At 43.5% G+C, this 19,087-nt stretch carries 18 protein-coding genes; 12 read left to right on the top strand and 6 right to left on the bottom strand.

Going from position 1 to position 19,087, the window contains the following annotated elements; translation table 11 throughout:
• The first annotated feature begins 141 nt into the window (after window positions 1-141).
• Entirely contained in the window at window positions 142-336 is a 195-nt protein-coding gene (locus MKY95_RS25455) for a hypothetical protein (protein WP_179086554.1), read from the top strand.
• A gap of 648 nt (window positions 337-984) precedes the next feature.
• Window positions 985-2,388: a DHA2 family efflux MFS transporter permease subunit gene (locus MKY95_RS25450; protein ID WP_339200045.1), complete on the top strand. Its 1,404-nt coding sequence runs from the start codon at window positions 985-987 to the stop codon at window positions 2,386-2,388.
• Window positions 2,389-2,633: 245 nt separating this feature from the next.
• Here MKY95_RS25450 and MKY95_RS25445 read toward each other — a convergent pair whose 3' ends face one another.
• The 4 genes from MKY95_RS25445 to MKY95_RS25430 form a co-directional block, all read right to left on the bottom strand.
• Entirely contained in the window at window positions 2,634-3,983 is a 1,350-nt protein-coding gene (locus MKY95_RS25445; protein WP_339195019.1) for an amidohydrolase family protein, read from the bottom strand.
• Between the two features lie 421 nt (window positions 3,984-4,404).
• Entirely contained in the window at window positions 4,405-5,016 is a 612-nt protein-coding gene (locus MKY95_RS25440; RefSeq protein ID WP_076329091.1) for a TetR/AcrR family transcriptional regulator, read from the bottom strand.
• 209 nt (window positions 5,017-5,225) lie between these two features.
• Entirely contained in the window at window positions 5,226-5,654 is a 429-nt protein-coding gene (locus MKY95_RS25435) for a hypothetical protein (protein WP_143781275.1), read from the bottom strand.
• 34 nt (window positions 5,655-5,688) lie between these two features.
• A complete protein-coding gene (locus tag MKY95_RS25430; RefSeq protein ID WP_076252844.1) occupies window positions 5,689-6,348 on the bottom strand; it encodes a hypothetical protein in 660 nt (219 codons plus the stop codon).
• A 356-nt stretch (window positions 6,349-6,704) separates the two neighbouring features.
• Between MKY95_RS25430 and MKY95_RS25425 the strand changes: the two genes are divergently transcribed.
• The 4 genes from MKY95_RS25425 (at window position 6,705) to MKY95_RS25410 (ending at window position 10,205) form a co-directional block, all read left to right on the top strand.
• Window positions 6,705-6,974 carry a hypothetical protein gene (locus MKY95_RS25425; RefSeq protein ID WP_076252843.1) on the top strand — a complete coding sequence of 90 codons (270 nt, stop codon included), beginning with the start codon at window positions 6,705-6,707 and terminating at the stop codon, window positions 6,972-6,974.
• A 199-nt stretch (window positions 6,975-7,173) separates the two neighbouring features.
• Entirely contained in the window at window positions 7,174-8,211 is a 1,038-nt protein-coding gene (locus tag MKY95_RS25420) for an ROK family protein (RefSeq protein WP_083677502.1), read from the top strand.
• 307 nt (window positions 8,212-8,518) lie between these two features.
• Entirely contained in the window at window positions 8,519-9,718 is a 1,200-nt protein-coding gene (locus MKY95_RS25415; RefSeq protein WP_076252987.1) for an MFS transporter, read from the top strand.
• A gap of 103 nt (window positions 9,719-9,821) precedes the next feature.
• Window positions 9,822-10,205, top strand: a complete 384-nt coding sequence (locus tag MKY95_RS25410; protein ID WP_076252841.1) for a hypothetical protein — start codon at window positions 9,822-9,824, stop codon at window positions 10,203-10,205.
• Between the two features lie 175 nt (window positions 10,206-10,380).
• Here MKY95_RS25410 and MKY95_RS25405 read toward each other — a convergent pair whose 3' ends face one another.
• Entirely contained in the window at window positions 10,381-10,986 is a 606-nt protein-coding gene (locus MKY95_RS25405) for a DedA family protein (RefSeq protein ID WP_076329090.1), read from the bottom strand.
• A 369-nt stretch (window positions 10,987-11,355) separates the two neighbouring features.
• Here MKY95_RS25405 and MKY95_RS25400 point away from each other — a divergent pair, with 369 nt between their 5' ends.
• From MKY95_RS25400 to MKY95_RS25375, 6 genes are all read left to right on the top strand, one after another.
• Complete coding sequence (locus tag MKY95_RS25400; RefSeq protein WP_076329089.1) at window positions 11,356-11,631, top strand: hypothetical protein; 276 nt, start codon at window positions 11,356-11,358, stop codon at window positions 11,629-11,631.
• A 254-nt stretch (window positions 11,632-11,885) separates the two neighbouring features.
• The gene (locus tag MKY95_RS25395; protein ID WP_339195011.1) at window positions 11,886-12,188 is read left to right on the top strand and encodes an AbrB/MazE/SpoVT family DNA-binding domain-containing protein; all 303 of its coding nucleotides are present in this window, start codon (window positions 11,886-11,888) and stop codon (window positions 12,186-12,188) included.
• Window positions 12,185-12,520, top strand: coding sequence for a type II toxin-antitoxin system PemK/MazF family toxin (locus MKY95_RS25390; protein ID WP_339195008.1), 336 nt, complete (start codon window positions 12,185-12,187; stop codon window positions 12,518-12,520). Before MKY95_RS25395 ends, MKY95_RS25390 begins: the two co-directional genes overlap by 4 nt.
• Window positions 12,521-12,819: 299 nt before the next feature.
• The gene (locus MKY95_RS25385; protein WP_339195005.1) at window positions 12,820-15,987 is read left to right on the top strand and encodes a GNAT family N-acetyltransferase; all 3,168 of its coding nucleotides are present in this window, start codon (window positions 12,820-12,822) and stop codon (window positions 15,985-15,987) included.
• A complete protein-coding gene (locus MKY95_RS25380) occupies window positions 15,974-16,852 on the top strand; it encodes a TatD family hydrolase (RefSeq protein ID WP_237177071.1) in 879 nt (292 codons plus the stop codon). Before MKY95_RS25385 ends, MKY95_RS25380 begins: the two co-directional genes overlap by 14 nt.
• Before the next feature lie 272 nt (window positions 16,853-17,124).
• Window positions 17,125-18,288 carry an iron-containing alcohol dehydrogenase gene (locus MKY95_RS25375; protein ID WP_036674351.1) on the top strand — a complete coding sequence of 388 codons (1,164 nt, stop codon included), beginning with the start codon at window positions 17,125-17,127 and terminating at the stop codon, window positions 18,286-18,288.
• 154 nt (window positions 18,289-18,442) lie between these two features.
• Here the strand turns inward: MKY95_RS25375 and MKY95_RS25370 are convergent, their stop codons facing one another.
• On the bottom strand, window positions 18,443-18,868 hold the full coding sequence (locus MKY95_RS25370) for a hypothetical protein (protein WP_338706812.1): 426 nt from the start codon (window positions 18,866-18,868) through the stop codon (window positions 18,443-18,445).
• Between the last annotated feature and the right edge of the window lie 219 nt (window positions 18,869-19,087).

The raw sequence follows: 19,087 nt of genomic DNA, 5'->3' as shown, positions 1-19,087 counted from the left end.
AAACTTTGAGAATAATGACTAGTAACGGGAATGGACTGAATTAAAGCATCATTTCTACAAGAATCGATATCTCGATCAACAATTCGCTGGAGTTGTTATTGTTAGGTCAAATTTCCAATGAGATGGATAGCCAACTTGGTAATGTTATTAGGTAAAAAGATTCAAACCGAATGTATTACTGAATCCATCTCTGAAAGAGAAGTATCGAACTTTGATGTAGATCTTGGAGATAAGGCGGAACCTTTTAGAGTAAATCCTTTTAATCGCATAGATTTTGATTTGCAAGATGAGTTAGCTAAGGAGTCTCGAAAGAAAGGTCCAAAAAATCAAATATGAGTGAGAAGCAAAATTATTGTAAAAGTGCTAATAAATAAGTACATCTCTGATCATAGCCCCATCACGTAGAGACAATAAAAAAAATTTACTAAGCGGCGACTTTTTCCCTAGAATTCAATCGGGGAGAGGTCGCCAATTTTTTTTGAAGAAACTTCAAACCAAAATAACTGACTTCGCAACTTGCTCATATTATCTGAATACACCTTTTTGGTTTCAGGTCAGACGCGACAGACTAAGTTTAAACATCGCTGAATCTCTGGGAACATAGGTAATTGTAAAAAAATAAATATCGTAAGAAAGTAGCACATCGTTGCGGTTTTTTTGTGAATCAAAAAAAAAGGGGGTTGACTTTCTCTTTGGCTCAGGGGGGGCCTTGACAGGCGTATGTTATGATCAAAAAGTTGAAAGTTCTCCTGCAGATTTTGAACGAGAATCAGATAACTTTCCAAAAGGAGGTTTATATATGAGCAAAACACAATGCCTTTCCTGCTATTGCAGTTCTGGTTAACATATGCAGACAGAGGTATTTAGTTCTACTTAATTTCTAACATGAATCAAAAATTTGAAAGACACTGAGGAGTGAAGGTTTTGCAATCAGGTACTATTTCTGAAAATCAAAAAGTTCCAAATGTTAAGGTTTTCCCTATTATGTTTGCATTGATGCTTGCTGGTATCATAGGTACTTTTAATGAAACGGCAATTAATATTGCTATAAGTGATATTATTAATCAGTTCGCGATTACGGAAGCTAAAGTTCAATGGTTAACAAGTGGTTACTTACTTACACTGGGAATTTTAGTTCCTCTTTCTGGACTATTGATACAATGGTTTTCAACACGTCAACTTTTCCTGACATCAGTCAGTATGTCTATCGTAGGATCTGCAATTGGTGCTATGGCGGGAAGTTTTGATATCTTGCTATTAGGGAGGATACTTCAAGCAGCTGGAGCAGGGCTATTATTCCCATTGATGCTTAATACGGCTCTTATTATATTCCCAGCCGAGAAACGCGGAAAAGCGATGGGACTAGTCAGTCTTGTGTTCACAGCGGGACCTGCTTTAGGCCCAGCCATCTCAGGTCTTTTAATTGATTATCTAAGCTGGAATTGGATATTCTGGGTATCGTTGATGGCTCTGGTGCTTGCTTTGTTGGCAGGCGTAGCGTTTATGAAAAATGTAGCACCTATAACCAAACCACGTATTGATATATACTCTCTAGTCTTGTCGACAATTGGTTTTGGTGGACTTGTTTATGGTATTAGTAGTGCAGGAGAGGGAGATCATGGTTGGAGTAACCCTGTTGTTATTGTACCCCTGATTGCCGGGGTTATCGCATTAATCCTATTTGTCATTCGTCAACTGAACATGAAAAAACCTCTAATGAACTTAAGAACTCTACAGAACCCTATGTTTGCTATAGGTACTTTGCTGGTATTCATATGTATGATGGTTTTTCTATCGTCCATGTTCATTCTTCCCATGTTTATGATTCGAGTTCTTGAATTAAGCGCACTGACGACTGGACTTATTCTTCTACCAGGCAGTGTAATTTCAGCTGTACTTTCTCCTGTCGTAGGGGCACTATTTGACAAATTCGGACCTAAGTTTTTGGTAGTCCCTGGTCTTATCATAGTTGCAGTCACTCTATGGTTCTGTTCTAATATTACGGTTGCTTCGTCCATTGCTTTGATTATGGTCATGCATACCTGTCTAATTGTCGGAATTCTGATGGTATGGATGCCTGCTCAGACAAATGGTCTGAATCAGCTACCTTCTGATATGTACCCCGATGGTGCGGCTATATTGAACACACTTCAACAAATCGCAGGCGCTATCGGTATTGCAATGGCAGTAAGTATCATGACAACCGGAACCGCAGAATTTATTAAGAGTGTGGCTGATCCTACGGAGCTGGGAAATGCAACACTGGCGTTAACCGCTGGTATGCAGAACGCATTATTCTTCACGATGTTTGTAGCCCTTGCCGGACTTGTTCTAGGTGTATTTGTAAGACGAGTGAAAGTTCAGAAGTGGTCTGGAAACTCGGAATAGTCATAATATAGCTCTGCCAGATCATTGGACTACTATTATGAGACAACTTTACCGAATACTGATTTGATGATGATCTAATAAGTTGAGATACAGATCATCTTTTAAAAACTAAATTGTACCCTACAAGATAGACACTTTTTGAAAAAGTCCATCTTGTAGGGTGTTTTTCAAAAGGTTGTAAAAATACCGTTGACCCAATAATCATAGAGGATAACAATATACCAAGCATGATTTCACCCCTGAATTTACCAAACTGAGTTTAGAACATCGTCGACTTCTGTGATTCTTGTGACAGATGGTGTTTGAATTAGATTTCCTTTGACCATGACCATAGAGATGTCTGACAAGGCCTCGATATGTTCCAGTGGATTTTGCTCCATGATAATCAGATCGGCATTTTTTCCGATATCCACCGTCCCTGTAACATCCTCAACACCGAGGATTTTCGCATTGGTTCGAGTCACCATGTCGATGACCTGTTTGTTGTTCAGGTTGGCCTGCCTCATGTAGTGGTCCATCTCTCTCCACATATCATAGTGAGTCACGTAAGGCATGGAGGCATCGGTACCGATCCCAATGGTGATGTCGTTTTCGATCGCTTGTTTTACGCCTTTGAGCATGGAATCGTAGACGAGTCTGGAGTTCTCTTTTACTGTTGCACTTACCTTCGTTACGTTGGTATCCAATGAAGCGGAGGGATAAGCGGCTTGCAGGGTGGGGATGAGTGCGGTGTAGCCATTCAAGGCATTGGGATTATTTTTGTACAAACGAATGATTTCGTCATCCATCTCCGAACCGTGCTCAATGGTATCGACGCCACCTTGTAACGCAACCCGTACGCCTTCCGTGCTCTCCACATGCGCTACCACCCGCAAACCAATCTTATGCGCTACCACCCGCAAACCAATCTTATGCGCTTCATCGCAGATCGCCGCAACTTCGTCCACCGTCATCTGTAAACGGCCAGCCTCGCCGACTATTTTCGCATCCGTCACACCACCCGTCACACAGATTTTGATCAGATCCACGCCGTGTTTCACATTAATGCGTACATTTTTTCGTGCTTCCCACGGAGAGTCACCAACCAGAGCCAGAAATGGAGCACCGTGCCCACCCGTGACACTTAGGAAAAACCCGGAGACGAGCAGATTGGGGCCGACAAAGTCACCGTTGTTAATCTCATCCCGCAGCTGGACATCCGTGTAAAAGAATTCCCCCACACTGCGCATCGTTGTTACACCCGCATGGAGTGCGGTCAGTGCATTGCGTTTCATTCGTTTTTTCAAAACGTTTCTGCCAAACTTCGTGTTCAATATTCGATCATAGCCAAACTGCAACAAGCCTTCACTGACCGAGAGACTGAACGGTTTTCCATCTGCAAAGAGGTGTACGTGTGCATTGATCAGTCCTGGCATTATGTATTTTCCTGAGAGGTCGATGGTTGTGTAGTGACTTGGGATATGCAAATCGTTATCTCGGCCGATATCCTGAATAAGTCCTTGTTCATTGACGAGAATGGTCATATTTTCTTGCAAATTGCGGCTTGAGTCGCCGTGGATCAGATTGACGTTTTTCAATGCGTAAGCGGTGTTCATGTTGTGTTCCTCCTTAGAATGTGGATGGGATTATATAAGTTGAAAGAGGGTATGTACACTTGCCACTCCGATGACAGAACAACCTTCGGATCGCTGTTATCCCCAGATTTTTTTGATTCCCTCTTAATAGGGAAAATCCGGTGATAGCTTATGCTTCCGATGTAGCTTTCTTTCAGAAAGCTTTCAGGCGAACGCTTCGTTTCCTCTGGTTGTTTCTGTCCTCTCCGTTATCGTGTAAATGTAGGTTCAACTTAAATAGTTTGGTAAATGGTAAATATCCAACTTAAAAATGAATTATAAATTCATTTTTGGGTCAAAAAAATAGAGTGACTTAATATTAGTGTTTTTTTGCGTGCAAACCAAGTGAAGTTGATCTGATCTGCACGCTTTGTCTACCTGGCATAAGTGATGAGATGAAGCGTTATTCGTTGAGACTCTTCATACCGTACAGTCTGTATACATACAACGCCTCAAAGATTTGCTTCCGGCTGTCCTCACTCATCTCTCGCTTCAATAGATCCAGGTTCATATCAATCACGTTGTGCGCGAGAATGTTCAGCAAGATCAGGTTCTCCTCGGTGCCGATCTCATATCGTTTATATTGATTCTTCAGATAGGCCTTCTTGGTTTCGATCATCAGCTCAACAAGCTCATTCTTGGCGTTGGTGTAGATGGTGCCTTTATTCTTTTCAAAGATAATGACAATCTGATTCCGGTATTTTCGTAATACATCCACCTGTTCCTGCAACAGTGCCGACTTTCGCTCGCTATCCGTTTCCTCGAACAAGGTCTGATTATCAAAGTGGATCGTCTCCACCAGCACATTTTTTAGATAATCCACGAGATCCGGCGGCACAACGGCGTAGAATAATTCTTTCTTATTCTTAAAATAAGTATAGATATTGCCCACGGAAATATTGATCTCATCCGCGATATCGCTCATCTTGGCATCCACATAGCCTTTTTCAAAAAAGACCTTGAGCGCTGCGTATTCAATCTCTTTCCTGACTTCGTCTTTCTTGGCTTGCACCATCGGGAACGACTCCTTAATAGTGAATGGTTGGTTCGTTATTAGGATAGACCTTTTTGAGGGTGGGTGTCAAATGGGGGAGGGAATGCCAATAATAATGTAACAAATATGCTATCTAAGTTGTAGCCAAGTGGATATTATTTATTTTGTCGGACTCGAATACAAGAAAAATTAAGCATCCATAGTTCAGTCGAATATTGAACCAAGGCTGCTTAGGGATTTTTGGCAACTGTCCTAGAAGACATAATTGATGTGTTCATTCCTAGAGTCCAAGCATATAAATTTCCGTTAACGTCAGAATAATAATTACCAAAGTAAGCAATGGTACTCGTGTTCGGATCAGCGTATTTAATAACTCTTCCGTTAGTAGACTCAGTATTAGTTTTTGTAATATTAACTACACCAGTAGTATCCCACCTTGAGGCTCCGTTACTGACATATCCAGCGTATGTTGAGTCAACATTTTGGAGATTATAAGTGAAATTTGAAGAACCTTGATGATTGTTACAATCAACAGAGTATCCAGAAGATTCTCCATTCTGGTGACAAGTATTAGGAGACTTATGTGCATATGCATTTATAGGAACAAGAGTTGATAAAAGAAGAGATGATACTGACAATTTTACTAGGAATTTTCTCATAATCTATACCCCATTTCTTTCTCATTGTTAATAACTACTTAGTTACTGATTCTATTTTCTTAATGAATTCTTCTTCGTTGAGCACTTGGGTGTTAGTCGTTTCATTGAGATTTAAAGTATGGTTATTCTCAATATCATAAAGTTCTTTGTCAATATAACCTAATTTTTCAACATTGTTATTTCTAATATTTTTATACATATTAGTCTCTTCACCCAGTATCCAATAAAGGTTTGGATATTCTTTTGCCACAGAACCAACAGCTTTTTTCAAGAATAGAATATATTCTTCATTTTCTTGGAATAACGGATTATCATTAAACAAGACTTCATTATTACCTTGTTGCATGATACTAATAGTTTCTGATACTAGTGTAGGGTCACTTTTTTGAGTACTTAGAATTTGAGCATTAAATATACTTTTAGGGACAGGTTCGGTAAGTTCACCAAGGTTTTCACGTAATACTACTTTGACAATTAAATCGGCTTGTTTAACCCCATCCTCGAAGGGAAATACCTCTAGTTGACCTCTGAAGGTTTTCTTTTCATTCGTTTCTTGAATATTAATAGGTCCTGAAGTCTGAGCATCCCCATTAACGACTGTCCCTGAATTCCTTTGATCAAGTGTACCTGAGTAAATCATTCCACCTGTCATTAAAGAGAGTATGACTGTTGAAAAAACTAATTTTTTATTCATAAAGCTAACCTCCAATCAAAATTTATGTTCTTTTCAATAATTAGACAGTGGAATTTATTGAAATGTTTCAAATATGTATATAAAAAATTGAATTAATGATTGTTTTATGTTGGAAATCTAAAATAATAATACTTTATAAAGCCGCATTTGCTTCTGGCAACGTCAAAGTTTTCATTTACACAAAAATCTTGATGCTACCTGCTACACATGCAAAGCTTAAAAATTACTATAAATTCAGTCAAATAGATGATTACTTTTAATAAACAATGATGTGAGTAGGAATACAATGGTACGTTCTCACGTACCACATCTTTTCTAGTGAGATGTTACCCTCTCCTTAACAAAGGAGTGGTGACATGACAAGTACCAACAGCGAAGACCTGAGTTCACAGTACGCACAACACATTGAACAGGAAGACGACTACGTTAACCAACTGGTCACATGTAACAAACTCATATTAGACGCCATGGACATCATCGCAAAGCAGGCAGGTGTGCTAGAGATGGATACCGTGAAACAAGCAGCGTATCACCTTCATGCCATGGAACAGGATCTGAACCGAAAGTTATTTGAAGTTCGACTGGAGAAGAGCATCTTGGCAAATCAAATGAGCCAGTCTACATAAAATCACCTTAACAAAAGGACAGCGCAGGATCATACAAGATGATCTTGCACTTTCTTTTTACCTTCCCGTCAAAACGATTTTTGCTCCCAATTAAGCATTGACTTTCCCCACAAATCCCCCTAAACTTCAATTATTAAAATACTTTTAAAAACTTTCATTGAATGGTTCGAAATGAACGAAAGGAGGCATATAACTAACCATGTTACCTACATCACACAACACCCAACAGGTGAAGCGCATTAATGTCGAACTGGTGAAGAACACGCTCCGATCCATGGGAGTAGGCACGAAGGCTTCGATTGCGAACCTGACCAAACTCAGCGTGGCGACATGCGGCACGATCCTGAATGAGTTGCTTCAGACGGGTGAGATTATCGATCTGGGTCCAGACGAATCGAGCGGGGGAAGACCAGCGAGTCGGTACCAGTTTAATGCTGACTACGCGAGTGTGCTCTGTCTGATTATTCGAACGGAGGGTGGCATTCACTCGATTACACATACATATGCCAATCTGAACGGAGAGATGGCGGACGAACAGACACTCTTTTTGGATGAGATTAATGTCCCGGTGGTAGAGGATCTAATTGCAAACCTGATCGAACAACACCACAATGTGCAGGCGATTGGTATCGGCATACCTGGGGTGGCGCTCAACGGCGTTATTGGCATTTGCGATGTACCGGAGCTGATGTATCAGCCACTCGGGCCAAGGCTCAAGGAGCAATATGAAGACGTGGAAGTGGTCATTGGCAACGACATGAACCTGACCGTTTACGGTCTGTACAACCAGCAGCAATTTGAGGAAGAGAAGAACTTTGCGGTGGTGACTTTTCCGGAGAACCATTTTCCGGGTGCAGGTTTTATCATTGATGGTCGTCCGCTGACAGGGAATACGCAATTTGGGGGCGAGGTGTCCTTTTTACCTTTTGGCGTGTCACGAGAAGAGCAACTGCGCATGTTGAAAACGACAGAGGGTTTGCAGGAGCTCATCGTACAGACGCTTGTATCCATCATCGCGATCATTAACCCCGCTACGATTGTAGTCACTGGGGATACGACGGACCCTGCTATGAGGGATGACCTGATGCAAGGTTGTCTGGATCGAATGATTCCACTGGAGCATATGCCGGAGTTGATCATCCAAAGAGACACTCGTCGCGAATATGTCACGGGGCTGGTCGCGGTGACCCTGGAGAGCCTGACCTACCGTATTCAGGTAATTGAGAAGCAATGGTAAAGGAAAAAGGAGCTTTTACGAGTATTCTATTTTTAGGAATAAAGCTTAACCATGTTTCCTATTTCAAATGTACAAATCATTGACACGATAACGTAGAGGGCAGAACCAATCTGAAGAACGCCTTTATCACTGTATTTTCACCTTTAGGAACAAATCAAAAAAATACAGGGATAACAGCGGTCGGAAGATGGTACTGCAATCGTAGTTATAACGTGCAATCATTTTCCTGAACACACTGGAGGAACTTATTTTGAATCAGCAAGCTGGTACACAAGGGAACAAACGAAAGTTCAACAAGCTCTACGCTATGCAACTGGCAACGATCTTTCTGGGATTTATCGTATTCGGGATATCGGAAAATATTAAGGGGCCGGCCATTCCGCGCATTCAATTCGACTTCAATCTGGATGAGAAACAGCTCGGGACGTTATTGTCCCTGAATGCATTGGGGTACCTGATCGCGTGCTCTTTCACGGCTATTCTGGTTCGCAAATGGGGCATCAAGGCGGTTAGCATCATATCGTTTGCATCGATGATCCTCTCGGGTGTGTTCATTTATGTGTCTCATACCTATCCACTCTTTGCTTCATCGTACTTCTTCATGTACATCGGTAACGGCATGCTGGAGATTGCTTTGGCGATTCTGGGTGCACGGATTTTTGTGAAAAACACAGGTACGATGATGAACTTGTCCCATTTCTTCTATGGGCTGAGTTCAACGGTGGCGCCTTTACTGGCGACGGGTGTCATGTCCTTGAAAGTGTTTGGTCACGAACTGGACTGGCGCGGCATGTATCTGGTGATGTTATCACTCTGTCTGCTGCCGATCATTGCGGCGCTGCGCAGCAAATTTCCGGGGGATGATCTTCCTCATGAAGATCGGACTTCACTGAGGACGTTAACACGTGATCCTGCCCTTTGGCTGATGGTGCTCATTCTTTCTTTTGGCGTGGTATCGGAGCTGGCGGTTGGAGGTTGGCTGGTTAATTTCCTGGAAAAAGCCTACACGTGGGACACGGTCAAAGCTTCCGGGTTATTATCTGCGTTCTTCCTCACGTTCTCGCTGGGACGACTGCTGCTTGGACCATTGACGGACCGGATCGGATTTGTATTGTCACTGATTATGTTCTCAGCTTTCTCGGGAGTATGTACGTTCGTGGCGCTTGCAGGGGGAGAGCGACTTGCGATTTTCTTTGCGATATCTGGCGCGGGAATAGCGATGATCTATCCAACAGTTATGGCGTTTATCGCACGCAGATATCCGAATGGCAGTGACACCGCGATTACATTCACGGTTACCTTGATGGGGGTTGGTAGTGTTATCGGTAACTATGTGATTGGCTGGGTGATTGAGGGTGTGAAGAATCTGTACGGTTCAACGACTCAGTTGGGACTGCTGCGCGGACTTCAAGCGGGATATGGATTCATCGGTTTATGTGCGGTGATCTGTGCGGCATCTGGCGTAGTGTTGTATGTGTATTTGAAAAGACGACAGGAACTGATTTAAATACTTATAAACCAAAGCAATAAATAATTTTTAATGGCTCTTTTCTCACTTAAACATTAGAGTGGGAAAAGAGTTTTTTTATGAACAAGGAAGGAAATGCAAAATGAAAAGGATAGTATTATTGTTTTTAATTTGTTTATGTCCCCTTATCATTGTAGCTTGTAATCAAAAAAACAATGACGATGTTGTGGCAGAGATAGAATATCATAAGGAAGGAAATGTAATCAAAATCACTCAAAGAGACACTGTTAATCAAATTCTAAATATTTTAGAATCTGCTCAAAAGAACAAGAAGGTTATTGATGTAGGGAAAACAGACGAAAAAATAGTTGTTAATTACAGTAGCAATGATATCAAAATTTTTGATCTATACATCGATTTTGATAAGAGTGTCGGTATGGTCGTAATGGAATCTGACAGTAATTATGCTTATGAGCTATCAAGTCAGTCTATAAAAGACTTAAAAACAATTCTAAAAGGGACTTAAAATAGAAATTAATTTTTCTATCAGTATCTTATTAGTTAGATAGTCATTAAACCGATAAAACCCCACTGATCCTTAGGATCGAGTGGGGTCTTACATATAATCAGATGAATTTTAGCATACGACTTATTTCAAAAAAAACATCAATCTGCGCATCTCTTTTCCTTACTTAACAAACCTATGACTTGTTCAAAGCCGTTCTTCTTTTCCAACGTTTCAAAAGCACGTACAATCCAAAGGCGCCTAAGAAAACCAACGCTGCCGGAACGATATAAGGCTTAACAATTTCATCCACATGCTCCCATTGAGAGCCTAATTTGAAGCCTAAGTAAATGTACAATGATGTGATCGGAAGCATGGCCAAGAATGTAAAGATACTGAATTTAAACACATTCATCTTCGCCATACCACAAGGGATGGAGATCACGGTCCGAATGCCGGGTACAAAACGTCCATAGAAAGCTACCCCGCTGCCATATTTCTCGAAGAACTTATCGGAAGCGTCCAGATGGTGGGGGCGAATCAAGAAATACTTGCCGAATTTTTCGACCATCGGTCTGCCACCGTATCGTCCCAGGGCATATAACGTCAGAGGTCCAAACGTACCACCTACGGTACCAGCCAGAATAGCCAGCCACAGCTTCATATCCCCAAGATACACCCAATATCCCGCCATGGGCAGTACAAGTTCAGCGGGTACGAATTCAAACGATAAGGCAATGACCAGACCTGAGTATGACAAATCTTTAAAAAAGAGTATAAATTGCGTGATCCATTCTGTCATGCTTTCCCTCCATGAATCTATCTTTTTTATATATAAAAGAAACACTCCTATACAAAGAGTAACAATAGCGAATAGAGCTTGTCAAAGTTCACATGAAAGTCCATTTCAGGACACACTGCGGCAATATGTTTACCCGTACATAAGGCATGGATTCATTGACACTTCATACAGAAGTGGATACCAGGCAATGATATAATCATCTGAAAATGCTTCCAATTATAGTATGATAAGACTATCACTAGCTTCTTCACCATCCTGTACATAAAGAGAAGGAGATCAGAACATGACCGAAACTTCGATTATCGACCAGATCCATATTATTGAATACGCCCCCTCTTACGCTGCTGTGCGCAAGACCGTGGAGGCCGGATGGCCGACGGGAGTTGTGGTTTTGATTTCTTTGACTATACGTGGAAAAAGGGAGATGTCTCCCTGCGGGCTGAATTTGAAAAGTCGGGTCGCGGGCTGACTGCCCTCGAAACACCGGATTACGAAATCTCTACAGAGGTCGATGATCAAGATCTGGTTTTCGGTTCCAGCTATAAGGTTCGCTATCGCATTAAGAACACTTCTGCGTCCGAACTGGCAGTCGAGATCAAGGCACATTATACAAGGGTAAGCTACCGAGGGACTATAGCTCCATAAAACAGGGGCAGTCTGGACTTCATTTTTTTCGTCTAGGGCTTGCAGCTGTTTTTCATTGTTGGGGATGATCTGACTGGGAAAACGCGTTTCGACCAAATGAGGTTTTTTTATATGCTTATTTTGCTTTATACCAATGGTATATCTATTCATAATGATAGGCTGTACAATCATTATTTTATGGTTGAATACGATGTATCCTTTTATTGTTTCATGTATATCATATAGATATACAACTGTAGGGAGGTGAAGTATAATTGGAGCATCAATCAAACGAAAGGCGTGGGATTGCCATGACTACAGCCACACTTAGCAAATGGGGAAATAGCAGTGCAATTCGCATTCCTAACCAACTGCTTAAGCGTCTTAATCTGGAAGAAGGCTCGGAAATCGAGATTTTGGTGACAGAAGATAATGAATTGTTGTTGCGTCCAAAAACCAAGCCTGTAGAGTCCAATGAGGAACTACGTAACCATCTAAAGACTTTGCTCTCTAAAGTGAAACAGGATACAAGACATGAAGCAATAGACTTTGGTACTGAAGGGAACGAGTTACTTTGATTATTCCCAAACGAGGCGATCTGATATGGCTTGACTTTGATCCTCAAGCGGGTCAAGAGCAAGCCGGGAGACGACCGGCTATTGTTCTATCGGAACTTGAATTCAATGAAATAACGGGTTTTGCCGTTGTATGTCCCATAATGAGTCAAGCCAAGGATTATCCTTTTGAAGTTACTCTACCAGAAGAGCTGCCATTTTCAGGTGTTGTTTTGACGGATCAGTTGAAGAGTCTTGATGTGCGGCAACGACGTATCCAAATTGCGGGGCATGCCGAACCAACCTCTGAATTTATGAAATCAGTTCTACGCAATGTCCGTTCTATATTGGCATAATTTAAAATTAGTAGCTGATCATATTCCTAAATCCACGTCTAACTAAAAGACGTGGATTTTTTCTTTCATGCCTAAATAGATTCGTCCATCCTTGACGCTTCTAACAAGAGCTTCCGAAAGGCACATATAAGTTGGAAAGAAAGATTTTTAATTCTCTGAAAATGCTTCCATTTATAGTATGATAAGACTATCGCTAGCTTCTTCAAACATGGCCTGTATTATCTCTGCGGCTATCGGGCAAAGGCCATATCGAAAATTCACAAAGACCACCCTATAGATAAAGATAAGGAGATCCAAATATGACTGTAACTTCGATTATTGATCAAATCCATATTATTGAATACGATCCCTCTTACGCTGCCGCACTCGCGGATATGTGGAACCGTAGTAACGAAAGCTGGGGAGGTGGCACCAACCTTAGAACAGAGGAAACCGTTCGCCGGGAGATGGAGAGTTCGTCCAATCTTTATGCATTTCTAGCTGTTCATGAGAAAGAGGTTGTTGGCTTCTGCAGTTTTGCTCATTACCGCTATGACGAGAGAGCGCTATATGTACCGCTGCTTAACGTACGCCCCGACTATCACGGTTATAAAGTTGGACGTAATCTGATCCTGAATGCTGTGCGCAAGACCGTAGAGGCCGGATGGCCCCGCCTGGATCTGTTCACATGGGCAGGCAACACGAAGGCTGTACCGATGTACAAGAAATGTGGATTCTTCTGGGAGAAAAAAGATGATAATGTGCATCTGATGAATTTCATCCCTACCATTTTGCAGACCGAAGCACTCGCTCCTTATTTCGAGGAGTTGGACTGGTACGCAGACAGCACGCGTGAACTCGTCACCGAGCCGGATGGCCGACGGGAGCGTGGTTTTGATTTCTTTGACTATACGTGGAAAAAGGGAGATGTCTCCCTGCGGGCTGAATTTGAAAAGTCGGGTCGCGGGCTGACTGCCCTCGAAACACCAGATTACGAAATCTCAACAGAAGTCGATGATCATGATCTGGTATTCGGTTCCAGCTATAAGGTTCGCTATCGCATTAAGAACACTTCTGCGTCCGAACTTGCGATTGAGATCAATGGTGAGGATAACAAAAACATTCGATTTGCGCTGGACGTTGCACGAGCAGTCGCTCCGGGAGAAACCATCATCGTGGAAGGTGAGTTCCACCTTGATCCAATTACAGAGGAACAGAATAACAATAAGACCCACCCCGTGGTTGCCAGCACATGGTTGATCGGCGGTAAGAAAGCGGAGTTCAGGTTAGGTATTGCCCCGAAATTCCCGGCCAAGATCAAGACTATCTTGCCGGTAAAGGAGCTCTATCCAGGTATTCCAGCGGAGTTGGTTCTGAACGTGGAAAATAATGTGGATGCCGAAACGGAGTTTAGCTTGAACCTGCCTGAGGATGAATTCCTGGAATGGGCGGAGCGTTCGGTGCGCTTTACGGTGCCTGCCAAAGGTAAGATGTCTGTGCCAGTGCCCTTCACCTTGCGTTCGTATGGTCTCTATTCCCAAGAAGTTGAAGTGACGGCTGTCCCAGTGGGGAACCATGCGATCTCTTTTACAAGTAAACTTTCTGTACTGATGAAGGGAATCGAAGGGAAATATGGCGGGCAGATTGAGGATCAATGGGTGGCTGTGAATGGCGCATTCTCGCTCCATATGAACAAGCATGATAATGTTATGTGGATTGAATACCCGGGCTCCCGTCATTCGTTCTGGTGGACTTATCCGAAGCTGGGTAAGCCGTTTGCCGAAGAGTTATCCAAGAAACAAGCAAAAGAAGTGAATATTTATCCCGAAGGGGAACGTCAGGTTCTTGAAGCACTGTATGACTCGGAGGATTTCCCTGGCTTGCAGATTAAGTCCGTGGTCAAGCTGTCTGCGAATGGAGTCGCCGAATTCCACCAAGAGGTTGAAAATACACGAGACACCGCCTGGGAAGAAGACCTGTTTCTGATGAATAACTTCGGTTTCTACGGAAACCAGCTAATCCTCCCTTACCAAGGTCGTTTTGTGGATATGGGGGATTCTTACGCTGGCGATCCGAGCCATTGGAATAGCTCACAGATTACGGAGAACTGGCTGTTCTGCAAAGAAGAGTATGGTGCCAGCGGTATCTATTGGGACCCTTCTCTGAAGCTGCTTCGCCCGGAATACACGCTGGGGTTGCAGCATGAGCTTGGCCGTATTGCCGCAGGAGCCGTTGTACGGACCAAAGCAACTGTATATGCTTTGAACACGTTTGCCAAATGGTATGATTTCCGTGCGTTTGCACGGAAGGAGCGTAACCCGGTCATTCCGTTGCTGGACAGTCATCTGGATCTGACACTGAATGAGGGGAATCCATTTGCACCAGACGTGCTGCAAGCAACGTTGACTGAACACAAACTGGTTCCGCTTGCGGGCAAGCTGGAGCTATATGTGCAACAGGGTGGCGAACCGGAGGTTATGGCAAATGCTAAGGAATTCAGTCCGGAGCAGAACCTAAACTCCGCCAAGCTGACATTTTCACCAGACGAAGCGGACCGAGACCAGCACGTGAGTGGTTGGAAAGTTCGTGGGCTATACCGGGGCGAAGATCGGATTCAGGAGCGAACTGCCCTTTGGTTCCCGCAGAGCGGAACAGAGGTGAAGCAGAAGATTGAAGAAGGTTCTGATGGACCTTTGTACACTGTAGACAATGGAGTGTTGTCGATCGCCGTTGCTCCTGTATTCGGGAGTGTAGTACATTCCCTGCAATATGCAGGAGAAGAATGGCTGGATAGCTCATACCCTGAACCCGCTCCACGCTCGTGGTGGAATCCGTGGTATGGCGGACTGGGTGTCGGGGTTCCGGGCATGAATGGTTTCAGCCGCCAGTTGGAACAAAGAGCCGCTTCTTGGACAGAGCAGAAGGATCAATACGGCAACGTCTGGAAGGGTATAAAGCTGACCACCCGGATTGAAAAGCATGAAGCGAATCGGGGAATCACGATCAACCAGCATTATCTGATGCTGCCGGGTGTCCCTGTACTCTGCACGCTACTTGCCGTGACAAACGAAAGCGGCCTGACGCTGACGGATTACTCGCTTGCGGAGGAACGTTTCCTCCAGCCATCATCTGTATTTGCGGAAGGTTGGATAGAGCAACCGGGTAAAGATCGATTCCCGCTCGGCAAGGTGGATGTGGGCCTGCCACTTGAAGACCTTTTGCGGGTAGGATCGGTTTCGCGTGAAAACATGCTGCATGCGGTGCATCGTTACCCGAATCAGAGTGCATGGGGGTTTGCCAATAATCAGGTGACGGGTCTGAACGTGAATCATCATCTGACACTCCAGCAGGGGGAGACGGTCTGGACAGAGCCGACATATCTGGTTCTGGGACCAATCTCACTGAGTTCAGCGGATGTACATGACCTTCTCAAACTGAATTTTGCAACTTCTACCGATGAAAAGGAGGCTCCACATGCCGATCATTGATATTCACATTCATCTGTCGGACATCGACAGCTTTCACCGAACAGCAATCGATCTATCGAAAGTGGATTACTCTGCCGCTGGTCTTAAAGCGGAGTTTGATAAAAACGACGTCATTATGGGTATCGGAATGGGGGTTACGGAGCAGACGAAGGGAGCGTTCCCGGATTCCAGTTCTCCTAACCCAATGGGACTTGATCTGGAAGAGAAAGTTCCGTCATTCCTCATGGAATGTGTGGGGATTAATCCCAATGCGCTAGATGGTAAACACGCTCAGGATGAGCTGGACCGGATTGAAGCAAGACTGCAATCCCCTGAAGTAGCCGGAATCAAACTCTATGCCGGATACTATCATCACTATGTGTACGACAAAATCTATACCCCAGTCTATGAACTCGCAGCCAAGTACAACCTGCCTGTCGTGATTCATACGGGTGACACGTACTCCATGAATGGATTGCTCAAATATTCGCATCCGTTGACGGTGGATGAATTAGCCTTGCAGCAACGCGGTGTGAACTTCATGATCTGTCATCTGGGTGATCCCTGGGTGATGGATGCAGCTGAAGTGGTGGCGAAGAATCCTAATGTGTATGCGGATTTGTCTGGTCTTGTGGTGGGGGATCGGCCCCATTTTGAACGGTTCATGAACGAGCCTTTGTTCATGGATCATTTCCGCCGGGCCTTGGTCTATTCGGATCATTACGAGAAAATGCTGTTTGGCACCGACTGGCCGCTTGCGCCCATCGATTTGTATGCCGAATTTGTCCGTCGACTTGTACCGGAACAGCATCATGATAAAGTCTTCTATGAGAATGCCTTCGGGCTGTTTCCGCGTATTGGACAGCGGATTGCCGATCTGGGGTAGAACCTAAGTACCGAATTATTAATATCTGAGGGGACGTATAGCATGCCTGTCATGAAAGCATGAATCATGTGATGTTCATGCTTAATCCCTGTCACGTAAGCTCCTGCCACTTTGCTGGCAGGAGCTTTTTTTGTTCAGGAAAACAGTGTTTAGCCATGACAGACTCCATACTCATTTGTTATCTCCTTCTTGCCTGTATTTGTTTTTACGAATAAAGAGAACTATAATGGTGGATGCACAAAATTTCAGATTTCTTTGGAGGAACATACGTTATGAGATCTTTTCAGTTTTATAATCCGACCCGGCTGATTTTTGGCAAAGGGCAACTTCAAGCACTACAAACCGAAGTTCCAAAATACGGAAAGCGTATTTTGCTTGTATATGGTGGTGGAAGCATCAAACGTAGCGGGCTGTACGATCAGGTAATCAGCCAGTTGAATGAAATCGGAGCAGAGGTTACGGAACTGGCTGGTGTGGAACCGAACCCTCGTCTGTCTACGGTTCATAAGGGTGTAGAACTATGCAGAACACATAACATTGATCTGGTTCTTGCGGTTGGCGGCGGCAGTGTGCTTGACTGCGGGAAAGCCATCGCAGTAGGAGCCAAATACGATGGAGACATGTGGGATGTTGTTGTGCGCGAAGCAACCCCAGAAGGCGGCCTTCCACTGGGGACAATTCTAACGATGGCAGCGACAGGCTCCGAGATGAACAACGGTTCAGTAATAACCAATCAGGACACGCAGGAAAAATGGGCATGGTTCAGCGAGTATTCTTTCCCAGCGTTCTCCATTCTTGATCCGGAGTACACATACACAGTACCACTGGATCAGACAGTATACGGCATGGTAGACATGATGTCTCATGTGTTTGAACACTATTTCCATCTGGATACGAATACACCGGTCCAGCTTGGATTCTGTGAGACGATTCTTCGTACCGTTATTGATACGGCCCCTCGTCTGATTAAAGATCCAGAAAACTATGAACTGCGTGAAACCATTCTCTACTGCGGAACAATGGCGCTTAACGATGTCCTGAATATGGGTCTTGCCGGAGATTGGGCTTCTCACAATATAGAACATGCTGTATCGGCTGTGTATGACATTCCTCATGGGGGAGGTCTTGCAATCCTCTTCCCACACTGGATGAAGCATAATCTGGATGTGGATGTAGATCGATTCAAACGTATGGCCATTAATGTATTTGATATTAATCCTACTGGAAAGTCGGACAAACAAGTTGCTGAAGAAGGGATTGAAGCGCTGCGTACATTCTGGACTTCGATTGGTGCCCCTAGCCGTCTGGCGGACTATGACATCGACGACAGTCAGATTGACGTAATGGCTGATAAAGCTATGCGATTTGGTCCGTTCGGATTCTTCAAAAACTTGCAGCGTGAAGATGTAGTACAAATTTATCAAGCTGCACTGTAATTGTAAATCTAACAATCACTTTGTATAATGAGTCACATTAAACAAGGACCTTCCTGTAATACATAGGAACGTCCTTGTTTTTTTATTATGACATCATATCTTGTGCGCTCTCCCTTTTTTTCTAGGCTTCAATGTCATGTGATCGCTTTTCGAATTAATTCTTCGGTTCAACTACGGCTTCATTGACAGGGGTATCCTTTCGTTTCAGATACAACTTGCTTGGACGATGCAAGAGCACGATAAGCAGGGCAAAGAGATGAATCAGGGTGAACAGGTTACTCTCATTTGGAATGGAAACGAATAGCGCCAGACTCAGAAACGTCACGGTGAGCTTGAACTTTCTTTTGGTGATGAATATAACAGCAAGCAGGCTGGGACCGATGATAAACAACATTCTGGCTAAGATTACGCCAGAGGCGTAAGCCAGATCATCTCCTTTGCGTAAGAAACCCAGATAGGTCTCCAGGTTCTGGTTGAAGTCAATGAGGAACACGATAAAGGACACAATCACGTAGATCAGTTTTACACTCAATAAAATGCGCACGACATTTAATAGCGTAGGTAATGCTGTTTTTGCCATATCACTTCTCCTATTCGACTTTTAATAAAGTAGGCATTTTCGGATTCAATGCGTCGTCCCTCTTCCTGCACGATATGTATTTTATATATTATACGATGTTGATGTTATATTTTGTATTAACCCAAAGTCTTCATTTTCCAATCGTTTGCAGTGGCCTTTGACCTAGTATAACTGGCGAAACAGCTTACAGATTATTTGATATCGACCGATATAAAGTAG

Source organism: Paenibacillus sp. FSL P4-0176 (assembly GCF_037975265.1).
GTDB lineage: Bacteria > Bacillota > Bacilli > Paenibacillales > Paenibacillaceae > Paenibacillus > Paenibacillus amylolyticus.
This window is presented reverse-complemented; position numbering and strand designations above follow the sequence as displayed.